This window comes from Yersinia pekkanenii, assembly GCF_001152565.1.
GTDB classification, from domain to species: domain Bacteria; phylum Pseudomonadota; class Gammaproteobacteria; order Enterobacterales; family Enterobacteriaceae; genus Yersinia; species Yersinia pekkanenii.
The window spans coordinates 28,420-46,287 of the sequence record NZ_CQAZ01000012.1; the positions used below are offsets into that span (position 1 = coordinate 28,420).

The window sequence follows — 17,868 nt, forward strand, 5'->3', positions numbered from 1 at the left end:
CGGCTCGAGCCGGTGAGCAAGGCCGTGGCTTTGCCGTGGTAGCCAGCGAAGTGCGCAATCTGGCACAACGCAGTGCGCAAGCAGCTAAAGAGATTGAAGGGCTGATCGGCGAGTCGGTATCTCAAGTCAATGCCGGAACATCGCTGGTGAAAAATGCCGGTCAAACCATGGAAGAAATCGTCCGTTCGGTGACTCATGTACGCGACATCATGGCGGAAATCGCCTCAGCGTCCGATGAACAAAGCCGTGGTATCACGCAGGTCAGCCAGGCTATCTCTGAAATGGACAGCACCACTCAGCAGAATGCGGCTTTGGTAGAAGAATCTGCCGCCGCCGCTGACTCACTGGCTGAACAGGCCATTTTGTTGGCACAGGCAGTGGCGGTATTCCGGCTATCCGATGCGGAGACAGAACCAACGCGAAGTCACTCTGGCTCGCCCGCAGTGCCAACACCACGCTCAGGCACGGAAAGCAGCCGAGCTTCCCAGCAAGATAACTGGGGAACGTTCTGATTAGCCGTTAAACCTTGTGACCAGGCAGGTATAGCCAATACGGTTATTCCTGCCATGGGGGATATCTATCGCTGGGGCGGGGCCATTATTCAGGTCACCCAACCGCGTTCACCTTGTTATAAACTCAACTTCCATTTCACGCTTAATGAGATATCAACACTGATGCAGCAAATCGGCTACTGCGGCTGGCTGTATCGCGTCATTTCTGCGGGCAGTGTCAGTGAGGGCCATCCCTTGGCGTTATTAGCACGCACCAGTGATATCTCAGTGGCGGACGCTCGCCATGGCCTGGCATATGCCGTTCGATGAAGAACAGTATCGCCACTTATTAGCGGTATCGGGGCTCTCTGCCAGTTGGAGCAAAACCATGCTGATGCGTATTGCTGACGAGAAAATTGAAGATTTTAACCGGCGGTTGATCGGCTTTTAATACGTTACTTATTAAGTTCGAAAAGATAATGATACGAGTCTGCAAAATCGGGGTGGTGGCCATGCCACCGACCCGGATTTAGCATATTGCAGTGATCAGAACGCTTTTTTCGCGTAGCCCGTCACTTCTTTCAGCCCCATCTCACGACCTAACGCCGTCATTGGATGCACCACGACAATACCACGCACTGCTTTCTTCAACGTGCCCATATCCGCCTGTTCTTTCTTGGTGATCGCTCGGCTGAACGGCAGTTGCGCCAACTTCTGGGCTTCAACGCTCAGATTTTTGACTCGCACTTCTTTCAGGCGCTGAATTTCAGCCGCCAGTTTCTCTTTTTCTTTCATATGCTGGGCGATTAAATCCACATTGCCCTGTTGGATCACGGCAGGGTCTTTGTGGTTCATCGCATCCAACATATCGCTTAGACGTTTGATTTCTGCATGTTCTTTCATAATATTGGCCCGTACATGCCACTGATGGGCACGATATTTCGCTAAAGTTGGAGATAGGATAGCACTGATTGTGCATCAAGATGGATAGTGTATCAGGATGCGCGCTGTTCAGCAGCAGCCTGTACCGGTTGTCACTGCATTCCGGCAGGCAGACCACTAATTTCACATGCCACGGCCCCAAGTCTTACCAAGGCCGCGGTATAGTGGCTATTAAACGGATAACAGCACGAGAGACGGAATGCATTGCGATAGCGGCCACTGGGCGAGTAAAGCGTACCCGGCGTCAGGCAAATCTGCTCTTGTAATAATTGATGGAACAACGCGACAGTATCTATGCTGTCGGGGAATTCTACCCAGAATACAAACCCCCCCGCCGGTAGTGTCACTTTGGTGCCCCGAGGGAAGTAACGAGAGATCAATTGCTGGGCTTGCTGCACCTGCTGCGCGTAACGGCGACGTAAGCTGCGCAAGTGGTGGTCATAGCCGCCGGACTCAAGAAACAGCGCCAATGTTTCCGATAATAACGCCGGTTCCGCCATTGATGATACCGCTTTGAGCTTGTGTAATGCCTCTGCGAAGCGACCCCCTTCAATCCAGCCAATACGAAAGTCCGGTGCCAGCGTTTTGGTAAAACTGGAGCAAAACAGGACCCAGCCGTCGCGGTCAAACGCTTTTACCGCTGGCGACAACGTAGAGCCAAATTGAATTTCTGCATAGAGGCCATCTTCAATCAATGGCACCTGATGATCGTTTATCAATTGTGCCAGGCGCTTTTTCGCCGCCAACGGCATGGTATACCCCAATGGGTTCTGCACCGTCGGCATGGCAATCAACGCATTCAATCGCCCCTCCTGAAGCAGTAACTCCAGCACATCCAGTGATAAACCTTGCTGCGGATCGGTAGGGATTTCCACTGCTTTTAGGCCGAGGCTCGCCAGCAACGGCATCAGATAGAAATAAGTCGGCGACTCCAACCCGACGCAATCCCCCGGCTGAGTAGTGACACGTAATGCTAATTGCAATGCCTCCATACAGCCATGGGTGATGGTGATATCCGCCGGATTAGACAGCATCCCCAGCGTCATGCCGCGACGGGCGATTTGTTGGCGCAAGCGTTGGCTACCGGGTGGCAGCGCATATTGGCTAATCAACTGCGGCTGACGACGTAATAGGGAGGCCATGATACGGCCCAACTTGGCACTCGGATAAAAATCGGCAGTCTGCGGACAAGCCAATGAAATATTGGTAAAGCGTGGATTTTGTTGCGCGGCAAATACCGTATCAATCAAATCCAGCACCTCGTCCACCGGCTTACCCACCGTGGCAGTGGGTACTACCGCTGTCGACGGGCTACAAACATAAAACCCTGACTGCGGGCGCGCCTCAATCAAACCACGGTCTTCCAGCGTACGATAAGCCGCCACTACGGTGTTGATGCTCACCTGATGGTTTTGTGCATAACCGCGCACTGATGGCAGGCGACTGCCCGCCAGCAAACTGCCTTTTTTAATCGCCTGCGCTAAATTGTCGGCCACTTGCAAGTAGCGAATTTCATTCATAACAAGGGACATAGTGACAGTTCTCCGCAGGATCGATGGGTACAGTTTAGGGTTATGAAAACTGTACCCATAACAATAGATAACTTCTGCTTCTGACGCCATAACGAATTGCTGTTTATGCTGAGTCTCTTGGTCACATCAAAAATACACCCAAAGTCATTGGCGTTGCAGGTAGGCGGCAAGCGAGCGAGTCCCGATGAGCTTACTAACGTAAGTGATCCGGGTAAGTGAACGCAGCTAACACCCCTGCAGCTTCCAGTACGAAGGGAGAGGACTTCTCATGCTGGACAGTGCTTTTATCAGTTACGTCACCGTTATGTCGATCACCCCCGGCCCGAATAACCTGCTGTTAGCGGCATCAGGCGTCAATTTTGGCTTGCGCCGTACCCTCCCGATGATGTTGGGAATTACCTTTGGCTGCGCATTACAATGTGCGTTAATGACCACATTACTGGCATTAATTCTCAATTGGGTCGGCGTTATTCGGTTGCCACTGGTGACATTGGGATGCGCTTATTTATTGTGGCTATCATGGAAAATTTTTAATTCAGGCAGCCCAAATGCAAGAGATGGCCAACAGCCGATGGGGTTTATCCAGGGGGCGCTATTTCAGGCCATTAATCCCAAAGCCTGGTTGATGGCAATGAATGTCGCTATCTTATTCACCCCACGTGACGGCGCGACACTGAGCCATACCTTACTGCTGGTCAGTGGCTTTGCTTTATTGAATCTGCCTTGTGTTGCCGTTTGGGCAGTGATGGGCGATCAGCTACACCATGCGCTGCGCGTTAACTGGAAATTACAATTATTCAATGGCGTGATGGGCGGCTTGATGGCAATAACCGCATTGTGGCTGTTGGTCGGCGAGTGGCTCAGTGCATTGCAGTAACTCAGGCGTGGCCGAGTGGCGAAAGTTTGGAAACTTGTTTGAGGCTGATGCGGGCGAGCAATTCGGTGATCGACAGCACCATGGTTGAACGCACCATTTGCTGATAACGCTGACGTTGCATGGCGATCAGCGAGGCATCCGCTTCATCCGGGCGCAAAAAAGTGGGTACTGGGGGCAGTTCAGCCACACAATGCAATTCACCAAATGGCCCGAGGATTTCGTCATCAGTAAAGCGATACTCGGTGCCATCGTGGTTTAGCTCTTCACGCAGCGCCATTAACAGCTCGGCATCTTCATATTCGTGGCGGGTAATCACACCCAAGGCATAAACCAGTTTCAAGCGTACCGACAGCTCACTCAACGGCCCATCACCGACCAGCAAGGGTTCCACGGCATATTTCACCGCATAGTCATCTTTACGAAAAACCTGCACCACGAGAATATTCAGTGCTTCTGCCAATAATTCGACAGCAGCCATCAAGAAACTCCGAACGGTCTTTCCGGCGTTCAGATGTTCAAGTACCCGATTCTCAAATGCCTGTGTTTTTTCAATCATCGCTTGTCACTGGGAGGTAAGTGAATATAGCCATCCATCAGATTATCAGGCTACCAAAAGATCAATACCGCGCAATCTGACACGGTATTGACACTGGCTGGATCTTTAACGGGATCAGTGCGCCAGCTTGTTCTGCATGGCGTTATACACACTCACAGCCTGTTCGACAACCTCGCCATCAGCAGGCAAGCCTGAAATTTGTGCCAGCGTTGCTTTCGGTCCTAATTTAGCCAGCAATTCAACCAGTTCCTGTGCTTGCGGATCCTGCTCACTACGGTAGCTCAGGGCGGCAGCAATACCGGTTACCAGGTTAGTGTGCGGCAATTGATACTCCAAAGTGCCCAACAACGGCTTGATCAACCGGTCACCGGCGCTCAGTTTACGCAGTGGCTGACGGCCAACGCGCTCCACATCGTCATGCAGGTAAGGGTTCTCAAAACGGGAGAGAATTTTATTGATATAAGCGGCATGTTTTTGTGGATCAAAAGCATAGCGTTTAATCAGCACTGCGCCGCTCTCTTCCATCGCGCCTTGTACTGTTTGACGCACAGCAGGATCCAGAATGGCATCACGAATAGTTTGATGGCCGGCAAGTTGGCCCAAATAGGCGGTAATGGCGTGACCGGTGTTCAGGGTGAAGAGTTTACGCTCCACAAAAGCCATCAGGTTATCCGTCAATTCCATGCCAGCGATGTTCGGTGGTGTCCCTTTAAACTGGGTGCCATCGACAATCCACTCACTAAAGGTTTCTACCGTCACCGCCAGAATATCGGTACTACCTGCTTCTGATGGCGGGACAATACGATCTACCGCAGAATCGACAAAACCAACATGTTGCTCAACCCACGCCTGCTCACTTTCTGGCAAGGCAGCAAAAACATGTTGTTTTAACTGGCTGGTACCACGCACCATATTCTCACAAGCAATAATATTCAGCGGACGAGTATTACCTTGCTGATGACGGGCTACCAAACCCTGCGCCACCGTCCCGGCAATACGTGCCAGAATTTGTGGGCCAACGGCGGTGGTAACAATATCGGCCTCAGCAATCAGTGCCACCACTTCCGGGCTACCACTGTTGACTGCGCTAACATTTTTCACTTCTTCCACTCGTGCCTGTTCGCCAACCACATTGACCTGATAACTTTTACGTTTATTCAGCTCATCCAGCAGCGGTTGGTTAACATCTGCGAAGGTCAATTGCGCGCCGGCATCAGCAAGAAGTTTACCAATGAACCCTCGGCCAATGTTACCTGCGCCAAAATGTAATGCTTTCATATTCGTTACCTTTTTGCTGTAGAAGGGCCGTTTTCTCCCAACGGCCCTTTACTCGTCAGACTTCAAGCTGCATGTGCGTTGGCTGCTCTTACTACTCGGCCCGCCCATGGACCTCGCCTCTGCGAGGCCGCTGCAAGCCGCGTTCAAATCTGCTCCCGGCAGATTTGTCACCCAATTACTTTTTACCTGCAAGTAAATCCAAGACTTCCTGCACGCTGGTGGTTTTGCTTAAGCGCTCAATTACCGACTCATCATCCAGCGCATTGGTCAGGCTGGTAATAACATGAATGTGCTCGTTATTACGTGCCGCAATACCAATCACCAAACGAGCCACTTCGTCTTCTTCTTCGCCAAAGCGCACGCCTTCAGGGTATTGGCAGAATACCACGCCGGTTTTCAGTACGCGGTCTTTCGCTTCAATCGTCCCGTGGGGCACAGCGATAGACTCGCCCAGATAAGTGGAGCTCAGTTTTTCACGTTCTAACATCGCTTCAACATATTCCACTTCGACATAACCGCCTTTTACCAACTGCTCACCGGCGAAGCGGATAGCCTGCTCTTTATTGGTTGCATGTTGATTGAGGAAGATATTCTCCGCACCCAGCTTGAACAGATTGGCTTCTAATGGCTCAAAGCTATCATCCAGCGTTTCAATCACTTTCTGTGTTTTCGCCGTGGCGTTGGCGACTTCAACCAAACGTAGCGTCAGGTTGGTATACAGTTGACTGTCGAGGAAGTTAGTCAGCGAGATATGCTGGGCCTGCGGTGCATGGCGCATCGCCCGCTCAGTCAAATCACGGTGCGTGATAACCAAGTCAACATCTTCAGGCAGGTTATTGATGGCGCAGTTAGTCACTGAGATATGTTTCAGGCCAGCATCCAGTACTTTTTTACGCAACACACCAGCCCCCATCGCACTGGAACCCATACCCGCGTCACAGGCTACGATGATTTTACGTACAGTGCTCAAGTCGCCTGCGGCAGCAGCAGCATTCGCCGCTTGTGCCCCTTTAGACTGCGCTTTCATATCTTGTATACGTCGAGTGGCATCTTCCAGACTGTCTTCGTCGTCAACTTTCGCTTTAGAGCTTTTCAGCAAGATAGCCGAGACCACGAAGGACACTGCAAACGCCGCAGCAACCGCCGCAATGTTAGCGAAGTAGGCACCTTTAGGTGTCATGGCCAAGACCGCCAAGATAGACCCCGGAGACGCAGGTGATACCAGACCACCGTGCAATACCGTCAGAGTGAACACACCGGTCATACCGCCCAGAATAACCGCCAGCAATAAGCGTGGGTTCATCAGCACGTATGGGAAATAGATTTCGTGAATACCACCGAAGAAGTGGATGATAGCCGCGCCGCCAGCAGACTGCTTGGCATTGCCTTTACCAAAGAACATATAAGCCATCAACACACCCAAACCTGGACCTGGGTTCGCTTCGATCAGGAAGAAGATAGACTTACCGGTTTCTGTCGCCTGCTGGATGCCAAGCGGTGAGAAGATACCGTGGTTAATCGCGTTATTCAGGAACAGGATTTTGGCCGGTTCAACAAAGATTGACGTCAATGGCAGCAGGTTATTCTGCACCATGATGTGCACGCCTTTAGCCAGCACATGCGACAAGACTTCAACCAGTGGGCCAATCGCCATAAAGGCCAGGATCGCCAACAGCATCCCGATAATGCCGGCTGAGAAGTTGTTAACCAGCATCTCAAAGCCGCTTTTGATTTTACCGTCGACCCAGCGGTCAAAGCGCTTGATTGCCCAGCCACCCAGCGGGCCTGCAATCATCGCGCCGAGGAACATTGGCATATCCGCACCAACGATAACCCCCATGGTAGTGATAGCACCCACCACGCCACCACGATCGCCCCCCACCAAACGGCCGCCGGTAAAACCGATCAGCAGTGGCAACAGGTAGGTGATCATTGGGCCAACCAGCTTGGCTAGCGTTTCATTTGGCAGCCAGCCCGTGGGAATAAACAGTGCGGTGATAATACCCCAGGCAATGAATGCACCGATATTGGGCATAACCATGTTACTGAGGAATCGGCCAAAGTTTTGAACTCTGACCTTTGCGTCTGGTGAAAACATAAAACACCCCTATTGGTACGCGCTAACAATAAGAGCGCGATATAATTGTTTTATTGAGGCAGTTCTGCAAAACCCGCCGGTGTTATCGAATACAAACACGCTGTATGCAAAACAAACTTTAGCATGCTCCTTTACTCACACGTAGCTCACCCCTTTTTCGTGATCAACGTCACACTAAAACCCCTGCTATAGGGGTGTATTTGTTGATTAAGATCACGCTATTGCGGTGTAAGAAAGCCACATCGGAGAATTTTTAAGCTGCAAACGGCCATTATAGTGATTCATATCACACTTTAATGGCGCTCATTTGTTTTGGAAATGTGATGTTAATCACAAGTTATTTTTGCTCGTGGAGGAGAGATGAGACATTCACTCGACTAATAGCAGCTCAGACTTAACTCTTGGTAGAAATGTGTAATAAAACAACAAGGGGGAGGGGGGCACAGGATTGGAGCAGGTTTCGGTTGATAGTGGCTCAGCGTTTAGGTTCGGATCAGGTTTCGGTTGATATGGGTTCAGTGGTCATTTTAGCTCAGTAGCCTCAACCGAGTTAAGGCCCATAAGCGTGGGCCTTAACAATCCGCGCTTTCGCACGTATCGCTAGCCTGCTTCGCAGGTTCCCTCGGCTTATCATTACGCTGGCGGGACGGCTTTACGCGGGTCCCTCCGCGTGACACCTAAATCCGGCGTCCATGCCGGATTTCCCTGGCTTCATTCTTCACTCGGCAGCTCAAATGTGCTTTTAAACATCAAAACCTAAAAGCAGGGTTTTGAATTGGCTTTTGACGTTGAGCGCAATCAGGAATATTACCGACAAAGATTGCAGGCCGAATGAGCCGCATGGACGCGGCGAAAGGGGCTGTCGAGCTGGGAGCGAATCAGCCCCGGTTCGATTAAGCCTGCAAGTTGCCGGAGGGCACCGCGAATAGTAGTAATATTTCGCGCAAGCGCGGGATTGCACAAGGGGCCACGCTTATGGCCCCTTTGCCGGTTGGTTCATCGCAGGTTAAGTAAACTCAGTTGCTTTAACAACCGAACCGATCACCAAATCAAACTAAATCAACCAAAACCATCACTGCATGACACTCATTACGCTTTTCTGCGCGGCCATCATCGCCGGATACTTGGCGACCAAATTAGCCATCATGGTGTTGTATTGCGCTGCTTGCTGCTGAGTCTGAAATTGAACGCCGCCATTATTAAAGCTGACCTGCGCGCCCTGCTGTTGCAGGAAATCCCCAACCTGAGCCAGGTCCTGAACAAATGCAGATATCACCGGAACAGCCGGTATCAGCACGTTGGTCGGTTGAGTCACAATATTATCAAAAACTTTATTGAAAACAACTTTCAAATCATCAGGTTGCTTCAAGGCCGCCACCGCGCTGTCGGCCTGCGCTTTTGCAGTACGAATCTGCTGCACTAACAGGTTAAGCGCACCCGCAGACTGCTGTAGAGCATCCCGTTTATTGAGATAATCCTGCGCCATACGAATCTCATTGATTTGCGCAATGGCTGGGCTCAGGCTGGCATCCACAGATTTACTGAGTTGCTGTGAAAAAGTGACTAAAATCGCATAATCGCTAACATAAGGCCCAAACTTTTGCTTTTGATCTTCACTCAGCGTTGGCAGTTTCATCCCACTGCGCATCACGGTATTTTGCAGATAATCAATAAAAGCCTTACGTTGTTCTGGCTCTTTATCCCCACAGGCAGTTAATTGAAACACCACCAGTAACGCCAGTAATGGCGCGAACCAACGTGAATATCGGGTCGTATTCAGTGCAAAAGTCATGTAAAACCACTCCTGTAATAAGTACTCATTTTCACAAAATCCCATTCTTATCACGCAATACCCATGTTAAGAATAGCTCAGGGGAGCGATATACGCTCCCCCTGTGACCAATCAAGTACAGGATTACTGCAATAACGAAATATCAGCAACCTGCAAGAACAGCTCACGTAATTTGCTCAACAATGTTAGCCGGTTAACCCGTACCGCATCGTCTTCGTCCATGACCATCACATTGTCGAAGAACGCGTCGACTGTTTCCCGCAGAGCCGCCAGTTCAACCAGTGCTTCTTGATATTGACCCGCAGCAAATACCGGCTCCAACTTATCACGCAACACCACCAAATGTGTTGCCAGTTTAAGCTCTGCCGGTTCTTTTAACACCGAAGCATGAACGTGGTCATTCAGGGTATCAGTCGATTTTGCCAGGATATTTGACACACGCTTGTTCGCGGCAGCCAGTGCGGCAGCGGCGTCCAGTGTGCGGAAATAGGTCACCGCCTTCACCCGGGCATCAAAATCAGCCGGTCGGGTTGGACGACGAGCCAACACCGCCTGAATGGTATCGACACTATGACCTTCATCCTGATACCAGGCACGGAAGCGGCCCAGCATGAACTCAATCACTTCATCAACCACTTTGCTGTTGGTCAGCTTGCTGCCGTACAAGCGCACTGCCTCTTCGGTCAGCGTTTGTAAATCCAGCGGCAAATTCTTCTCGACGATAATACGCAGCACACCCAACGCCGCACGGCGCAGAGCAAACGGGTCTTTATCACCTTTAGGATGTTGACCAATACCGAAAATACCCGCCAGCGTATCCATTTTATCGGCAATCGCCAATGCACAAGCCACTGGGTTGGATGGCAAGCTATCGCCAGAAAAACGTGGCTGGTATTGCTCATTCAGCGCGACCGCCACGTCTTCAGCTTCACCGTCGTAACGGGCATAGTGCATCCCCATCACGCCTTGGGTGTCGGTGAATTCGAACACCATATTGGTCATCAGGTCGCATTTAGACAGTAAACCGGCACGGGTCGCATGGTTAACATCAGCACCAGTCTGGGCGGCAACCCAACCTGCCAGCGCCTGGATACGATCAGTTTTATCACGCAGGGTGCCCAGTTGCTGTTGGAACAGCACGGTTTCCAGACGGGGTAAGTTATCTTCCAGACGTTTTTTACGGTCGCTTTTAAAGAAGAACTCGGCATCGGCCAGACGTGGGCGCACCACCTTCTCATTGCCGGAAATAATTTGCTGAGGATCTTTAGAGTCGATATTGGCAACAAAAATGAAGTGTGGCAGTAAGTTACCGGCAACGTCGTAAACCGGAAAATACTTCTGGTCGCCTTTCATGGTATGTACCAACGCTTCCGCAGGGACTGCCAGGAATTTCTCTTCGAATTTCGCCGTCAACACCACTGGCCACTCCACCAGGGATGCGACTTCTTCCAGCAGGCTTTCACTCAGATCAGCCACACCGCCAATCTTTTGCGCTGCCAGTTCTGCATCACGCTTAATGATAGCTTTGCGCAATTCATAGTCAGCAATGACTTTGCCGCGCGCCAACAAGACTTGCGGGTATTGATCGGCATTATCGAGGCTAAACTCAGGTTCACCCATAAAGCGGTGACCACGGATAACACGATCTGAATCGATACCTAGCACCGTGCCAGGAATAACTTCAGCACCCAGCAGCATAGTCACGGTATGAACCGGACGAACGAATTGGGTTTCTTTATCACCCCAACGCATCAGTTTTGGAATGGGCAACTTGCTCAACGCGGTAGTTACCATCCCCGCCAGCAGTAATTGTGCTGACTGGCCTTTAACATGGGCGCGATACAGCAGCCATTCGCCTTTATCGGTGACCAGACGCTCAGCCTGATCCACGGTAATGCCACAACCGCGTGCCCAGCCTTCGGCTGCTTTGCTTGGTTTACCTTCGGCATCAAACGCTTGGGCGATCGCCGGGCCACGTTTTTCGACTTCACGATCCGCCTGAGCAGCACTTAAATTGGCTACTTTTAGCGCCAGACGGCGCGGCGCGGCATACCAAACCACCTCACCATGAGGCAAATTGGCGTTATCCAGTTCAGCAGTAAAATTGGCGGCAAAAGATTCGGCCAAAGAACGAAGAGCCTTCGGTGGCAACTCTTCCGTGCCGATTTCCACCAGGAAAGTCTGTTGAGTCATGACAGCCTCTTAGTTCTGATTCTTTTTGCACATAGGGAAGCCCAACGCCTCGCGGGAGGCATAATAAGCCTCGGCGACAGCTTTGGTCAGCGTACGAATGCGCAGAATATAGCGTTGGCGCTCGGTCACCGAGATGGCTTTACGGGCATCCAGCAGGTTAAACGTGTGACCCGCCTTCAGAATACGTTCATAAGCCGGTAGCGGCAGCGGGTTTTCTAACGCCAGCAACGACTTAGCTTCTTTCTCGTACTGCTCAAAACAGGAGAACAAGAAGTCCACATCGGCATATTCGAAATTATAAGTGGATTGTTCCACTTCATTCTGATGATAAATATCGCCGTAAGTGGTTTTGCCCAGCGGGCCGTCGCACCAAATCAGGTCATAAACGCTGTCTACGCCCTGAATGTACATGGCGAGACGTTCCAGACCATAGGTTATCTCGCCGGTGACCGGTTTACATTCCAAACCGCCCACTTGCTGGAAGTAAGTGAACTGTGTCACTTCCATTCCGTTGAGCCACACTTCCCAACCCAGGCCCCAGGCACCCAACGTTGGGTTCTCCCAGTTATCTTCGACAAAACGAATATCGTGGATAGTCGGATCAAGACCCAGCTCTTTCAGCGAACCTAGGTACAGCTCCTGAATGTTATCTGGCGAAGGCTTTATTATCACCTGGAACTGATAGTAGTGTTGCAGGCGATTCGGGTTCTCACCGTAACGACCATCGGTCGGGCGGCGTGAAGGTTGTACATAAGCGGCAGCGATTGGCTCTGGGCCAAGCGCGCGCAGGCAGGTCATTGGGTGGGAGGTACCCGCGCCGACTTCCATGTCCAGTGGTTGAACAATGGTGCAGCCTTGGCGCGCCCAATACTCCTGTAACGTCAGGATCAGGCCCTGAAAGGTCTTGGTATCAAACTTTTGCATGTTGGATTCGCACGCGATACAAGTGGATTAAAATGGAATGAGTCAGTATACCCGTTGACCGTAAGATATACAGCCAGAATCCGGCCAGATGCAATAATCAAGGCAGATTTGTCGATAAAATGGGCCTTTCATGGTATTCCAACGGGTCACTTCACCCAAAACTCCCAAAGGTAAAGAGTCCGTCTACCGGTTGCTAATCAGCCGATGAACAGCGATCATCCGGCTTTGGCTTTCACCCTATGACTTAATATAAAAACTCAATCAGGGAGTCACGGATATGGATTTACAACGCTGCGGCTGGGTCACCCGTGATCCGCTCTATCTTGCTTATCACGACACTGAATGGGGAATTCCACGTACCGAGAGTCAGGCACTGTTTGAAATGATTTGTCTCGAAGGACAACAAGCTGGGCTGTCGTGGATTACTGTGCTAAAAAAACGCGAGCGCTATCGCCAATGTTTCCATAATTTTGATCCCCTCCGAGTAGCAAAAATGGGGCCTGACGATATAGAAATACTGATGCAGGACAGCGGAATTATCCGCCATCGGGGTAAAATTCAAGCCATTATTACCAATGCACAAGCCTATCTGGCAATGGAAGCTAACGGCGAAGATTTTTCGCGCTTTATTTGGAGCTTTGTTGATGGCGAAGCCAAAATTAATCATTGGTGGTGTCTGGCAGAAGCACCCGCAACCACAGCAGTCTCTGACTCAATGTCAAAAGCACTGAAAAAACGGGGGTTTAAGTTTATTGGCTCCACCATTTGTTATGCCTTTATGCAGGCCAGCGGTCTGGTGAACGATCACCTGGCAAGCTGTTTTTGCCATCCGGATAACGCAGTGAAATGATTCGAACTTACCAACGGGGCGATCTCGATGCCCTAATGCAATTGTGGCTGGCCAGTACCATTGCCGCGCATCCTTTTATTGCTGAGCAATACTGGCACGAGAGCGCCCCGTTGGTACGGAATACCTACCTTCCCACAGCACACACTTGGGTGTTCTTACCAATAGAAGTAAAGCCAGAAGTACCAAAAGTGAAACCAGAAGCCTCTGGTGGGGGAAATCCTATCGCCGGGTTTATCAGTATTCTGGAAGAACAACTGGTGGGCGCACTGTTTGTCGCCCAGCCTTTTCACGGCCATGGCATTGGTCAGGCGTTGATGGCTCTGGCTCAACAACATTACAGCGCCCTGACTCTAGAGGTTTACCAACGAAACCAGCGTGCCTATCGCTTCTACTGTAAACAAGGTTTTATTTTGGTAGGGAAAACCTATAACGCAGAGACTAAAAATACGATTCTGACCCTGCATTGGCAACGCCAGCTTAACGAATAGCGTTGTTTATTTCCCCTACGAACTGACAAATTTTAATAGCCGTATTGAGCACGTAACCGCCTTACTCTATTCCTGAGGGCATTTTCCTGTAGAAATAAGTGAGGAGTTTAATATGATAAGGACAATTCTAAGCACCCAATTAGTCTTTATTTTCTTAATAACATCATCCCCATTAGCCATTGCCGATAACATTAAAAGTAGAAAAGTTTGTTTATATCCTGAAGATAAATATCAAGTTGAAACAGGAGTAACAAACAATGCTGAATATAGCGGTTGCAGTAGAATCGAACGGGATACCGCAGGAACCTTAGGTTGTACATTTATCCCCGCATTGGCGATTTATAATTATGTTACGCATAGCCATTGCGATCAGGCGGATAAACTATGGCGTCATGTGTCCCATTGGTTTTCTGATGATAATCAAGGTAAATCGGTATTGATCGTCGGCAACTCCCCCTTACTTGCCCCCACCCCCGCCCCGCCCAACAATAGAGATGAAAAAGCCAATCCACTCAGGTGGACCTTAAGCAAAATCAATATGCAATTACATAATCAGGCGTTGACATTACCGGCCACAGCACGATTTTGTAAAACCTCAATAGATAATATTCTTGCGGCCCGCTATCCCCGCAGCCCGGATGAAAACTGCGCCCAGTGGGTATCTCACGTATTAGCCGATTTCACACTATTATTTGGTCATTCTGTGCAGAACTGGACACCCGAACAACTAGAAAGTGTCGTCACACGAATTAATACACAATACTCTACTGGCTATGCGGGCAGCGATCAGGCCACAGAAGATCATCTGGTCAGCGGCGTCCGGGCGATTATCCAACAATTGGGATTGGCTGAAACCATCCGGCAGATCACCCGCGCATTTCGCTATGCCCAATTAAATTATGCCCATTATGTCGAACATAATCCCAACGCCACACAATCACCTGCCGCGGCACAAAGTCTGCCGTTAGGGGAGTATTCACTTTCTCTGGAGTCTTATCACTATCCCGCCGAACCGCCAGCCGTCCGTATTCGTGAGAATAATCAATGGGTAGCCAGACCAGACTTACATTTTGCGGTAGAAATCATTGAGGCCAGCGCCACAGACCGCTCAGCTATTATTCTCGCGCACAGGGTGATGGACCAATGGTTTACTACTTATCTTTTTGCACCGTTACACACTGACCAACAAGACAATCCTCTCACTGACCTTGACCGCACTACCAGCGCAGCACGCACCACCAGCACCTCGCTATTACTCGAATTGGAAAACACGACCAGTGACCATCTGTTCGTGGTGGTACGGCTTGAGGGAGAGATTGTCAGTGTACTAGGAGCGGGTAAGGGGGACACGGCAGATGAGTTCTATATTGATGTTTCGGTGAGCGCCCCGCGCAATGTGCTAACGCCAGATGCAGAAGGAAATATTCGCGGGGCAGGCACCGCAGCAGTACATGAATTGGCCCGTTATCTGCAAGACAGAGGCATCAAAACACTACGTTCTACCGTTATTTCACAGCCCTCCGCCCGAGTAAAAATGAAACTAGGTTTCAAACATGATGAGTTTTGATATTCCACCCCTTCCACTTTTCGGAGAAAACGAATAGAGGTAACGCCATGAAATTAAAAGTCATAACTACTAAATTTATGTTGCTTTCATTAATAATATTATCGCCGATAACCATGTCTCATGAAATGGACCGCGACTGCATTAAGCATAATCATTTATCACCTAATAACAGATATATCCCTCAAATAAACAACACAAAGGTTTGTTTATATCATGAAGATGATTTTCAGGGAGAATCGATGTGCTTATCGCATGAGCAAGGAATCGATTTTATCGATCAAGATGATGAGGTTATTATAAATGACAGTATATCCTCAATCTCCATTCCAAATGGCATGTTCGCCACCATCTATAAAAATGATAGTTACAATATGCCTTACTTTAATTTAACCGAGTCAATCGGGCAGCGTGATTTAGCTGCTTTGGATATGGATAATCAAATCAGCAGCGTTATAGTTGCTAATTCTCCCCTTAAAGTCTGTAGTGAACGTTGTATCATTTTAAAGCAAATGCAATTCCCTTTACCCAAAATTTTCGCCTCATACTGGAACAGTATAAATCACCCTAACAAACAGATTTTATTAAGTTTCGATATTAATAATACCAGTGACTTTATGGTGGGTTTACCACAAGCCCCAGTCATATGGTTATCTAGCAGAGAACTTTCCATTTTTGGCCAGGTTGGTGACGAACCATTGGTTTTCCATCTCCACCCAGATGCCAATCGTTTATCCCTGACATTCCATTTGAACAGTAACAGTATTGCGATAGATTATATGGAAAGTCGTGGAACCGAACAAATTGCCTTATCGCCCACCATTGAACTTGGCACCTTCCCATTCAATAATTCCCAGCTTGATGCAAGGTTAACCATTAATAACAATGCCAGCCAGCCACTGATCATCGACAAAATAGTGATGGCTGCCAGCACTGGAGATATTCAGTCTGTGCACCATAGAAGCGAACGGGATACTACCGGAACATTAGGCTGTGCCTTTATTCCCGCGCTGGCGATTTATAATTACGTCACTCACAGCCACTGTAATCAGGGCGATACGTTGTGGAGTAAAGTAACGCATTGGTTTTCTGATGATAACAACGATAAATCGGTTGTGATTACCACCAAGCCACCCTTACTTAAGCCGCAGCCACAACGCCCAGAAAATAGTGACAGCGCTGGACTGACATTAACCAAGCTCGACACCCAATTACATAATCAGACACTTACACTACCCGCCACCGCGCAATTTTGTAAAACCTCGATAGATAACATCCTCGCCACCCGTTATCCCCGTGATATAGATCTAAGCTGCCATCTGTGGGTATCAAGAGTATTAGCGGACTTTACCCTGTTATTTGGCAATTCACTGCGCGACTGGACTTTGGATATTTTACGCAAAGTATTAACACAAATTTATGAGACCGATACTACAGGCTATGCAACCAGCGATCCGGCAGCAGAAAGTCGCCTGGTGAATGAAGTCCAGTTAATTATCCGTCAACTGGGAGTCGATGAAACTATCCGCCAGATATCTCAGGCATTTGATTATTCCCGGCTAAATTACGCACGCTATCTGGTACATAATCCCACGGCGACTGAATCTCCTGCTGGTGCACAGCGCTTGCCATTAGGCACCTATTCACTCTCTTTGGCCTCTTATCATTACCCCACCGATCAGCCTGCCGTACGCGTGCGTGAGAATGATCAATGGGTCACCCAGCCTAATTTATATTTTGATGTCGATATCCTTGATACCACCATTCCGACTCGGCCAGATATCGATGCCGCCTTTATGGATGATGCCTTAGCGGCGGTGGGCGCATGGTCAGACATTTATAACGAGACACCCATCTATTACCACATAACTGACGAACCTTGGTCGGAACATGATCGCACAGTCGAGGCCGGGCGGATAAACAACTTCGCCCTGTATAGCGAATTGCTCTCGCCCGAACATGACTATGTGTATGTAGCGGTACGACTACAGGGAGATATTGTCAGTATGCTGGTAGCCACCAGAGATGAAAACTTCGAAAATAGTAACGAAAACTACTATGTCGAATTTTTTGTGACTGATCCCAACTACGTGCTGATGCCTGAAAATGAAGGGAGTGTTCGCGGAGCGGGTAGCGCAGCAGTACACGCGCTGGCCCGTTATCTAAAAGAACGCGGGGTGAAAGTGTTACGTTTGCGCGCCCTAGCTCAACCCCCCGCCAAGGTCAGTACCAAGCTGGGTTTCCAACATGATGAGTTTTGATATTTAAAAATAATTAATTTCA

Annotated in this window: 14 protein-coding genes and 1 pseudogene (1 of these 15 only partly in view); 7 read left to right on the plus strand and 8 right to left on the minus strand. The window is 49.5% G+C overall.

Annotation, left to right across the window (positions count from 1 at the left end; translation table 11 throughout):
• A protein-coding gene (locus AEP37_RS07870) for a methyl-accepting chemotaxis protein (protein ID WP_049612158.1) crosses the window boundary here: on the plus strand, positions 1-512 show its 3' portion. Its footprint begins 1,450 nt before the window's first position; the window shows 512 of its 1,962 coding nt (coding positions 1,451-1,962); its start codon lies off the left edge, out of view; it ends in the stop codon at positions 510-512.
• Positions 513-566: 54 nt separating this feature from the next.
• A pseudogene (locus AEP37_RS07875) lies at positions 567-942 on the plus strand (MOSC domain-containing protein); the annotation flags it as partial.
• Between the two features lie 95 nt (positions 943-1,037).
• Here AEP37_RS07875 and AEP37_RS07880 read toward each other — a convergent pair.
• Complete coding sequence (locus tag AEP37_RS07880; protein WP_049612159.1) at positions 1,038-1,394, minus strand: YibL family ribosome-associated protein; 357 nt, start codon at positions 1,392-1,394, stop codon at positions 1,038-1,040.
• A gap of 131 nt (positions 1,395-1,525) precedes the next feature.
• Positions 1,526-2,965, minus strand: coding sequence for an aminotransferase-like domain-containing protein (locus tag AEP37_RS07885; RefSeq protein ID WP_049612161.1), 1,440 nt, complete (start codon positions 2,963-2,965; stop codon positions 1,526-1,528).
• Between the two features lie 268 nt (positions 2,966-3,233).
• On the opposite strand from AEP37_RS07885, the gene AEP37_RS07890 reads away from it, so the two are divergent.
• Positions 3,234-3,842 carry a LysE family translocator gene (locus AEP37_RS07890; protein WP_049612162.1) on the plus strand — a complete coding sequence of 203 codons (609 nt, stop codon included), beginning with the start codon at positions 3,234-3,236 and terminating at the stop codon, positions 3,840-3,842.
• A 1-nt stretch (position 3,843) separates the two neighbouring features.
• On the opposite strand, the gene AEP37_RS07895 is transcribed toward AEP37_RS07890, so the two are convergent.
• The 6 genes from AEP37_RS07895 to glyQ all read right to left on the minus strand — a co-directional run bounded on the left by AEP37_RS07895 (position 3,844) and on the right by glyQ (position 12,683).
• A complete protein-coding gene (locus AEP37_RS07895; protein ID WP_049612163.1) occupies positions 3,844-4,398 on the minus strand; it encodes an MltR family transcriptional regulator in 555 nt (184 codons plus the stop codon).
• A gap of 114 nt (positions 4,399-4,512) precedes the next feature.
• Complete coding sequence (locus AEP37_RS07900; protein WP_049612165.1) at positions 4,513-5,676, minus strand: mannitol-1-phosphate 5-dehydrogenase; 1,164 nt, start codon at positions 5,674-5,676, stop codon at positions 4,513-4,515.
• Between the two features lie 175 nt (positions 5,677-5,851).
• Entirely contained in the window at positions 5,852-7,774 is a 1,923-nt protein-coding gene (locus tag AEP37_RS07905) for a PTS mannitol transporter subunit IICBA (protein WP_049612167.1), read from the minus strand.
• A 1,072-nt stretch (positions 7,775-8,846) separates the two neighbouring features.
• Positions 8,847-9,566: a DUF3053 domain-containing protein gene (locus AEP37_RS07910; RefSeq protein ID WP_049612168.1), complete on the minus strand. Its 720-nt coding sequence runs from the start codon at positions 9,564-9,566 to the stop codon at positions 8,847-8,849.
• A 123-nt stretch (positions 9,567-9,689) separates the two neighbouring features.
• Positions 9,690-11,759, minus strand: coding sequence for a glycine--tRNA ligase subunit beta (gene glyS / locus AEP37_RS07915; protein WP_049612170.1), 2,070 nt, complete (start codon positions 11,757-11,759; stop codon positions 9,690-9,692).
• Between the two features lie 9 nt (positions 11,760-11,768).
• Positions 11,769-12,683, minus strand: coding sequence for a glycine--tRNA ligase subunit alpha (gene glyQ / locus AEP37_RS07920; RefSeq protein WP_049612172.1), 915 nt, complete (start codon positions 12,681-12,683; stop codon positions 11,769-11,771).
• Between the two features lie 277 nt (positions 12,684-12,960).
• On the opposite strand from glyQ, the gene AEP37_RS07925 reads away from it, so the two are divergent.
• The 4 genes from AEP37_RS07925 to AEP37_RS07940 all read left to right on the plus strand — a co-directional run bounded on the left by AEP37_RS07925 (position 12,961) and on the right by AEP37_RS07940 (position 17,846).
• On the plus strand, positions 12,961-13,533 hold the full coding sequence (locus tag AEP37_RS07925; protein ID WP_049612174.1) for a DNA-3-methyladenine glycosylase I: 573 nt from the start codon (positions 12,961-12,963) through the stop codon (positions 13,531-13,533).
• The gene (locus AEP37_RS07930) at positions 13,530-14,021 is read left to right on the plus strand and encodes an N-acetyltransferase (protein ID WP_049612176.1); all 492 of its coding nucleotides are present in this window, start codon (positions 13,530-13,532) and stop codon (positions 14,019-14,021) included. The genes AEP37_RS07925 and AEP37_RS07930 overlap by 4 nt, the downstream gene beginning before the upstream one ends.
• A gap of 112 nt (positions 14,022-14,133) precedes the next feature.
• A complete protein-coding gene (locus tag AEP37_RS07935) occupies positions 14,134-15,588 on the plus strand; it encodes a GNAT family N-acetyltransferase (protein ID WP_049612178.1) in 1,455 nt (484 codons plus the stop codon).
• Positions 15,589-15,827: 239 nt separating this feature from the next.
• Positions 15,828-17,846: a GNAT family N-acetyltransferase gene (locus AEP37_RS07940; protein WP_049612180.1), complete on the plus strand. Its 2,019-nt coding sequence runs from the start codon at positions 15,828-15,830 to the stop codon at positions 17,844-17,846.
• Positions 17,847-17,868: the final 22 nt, after the last annotated feature.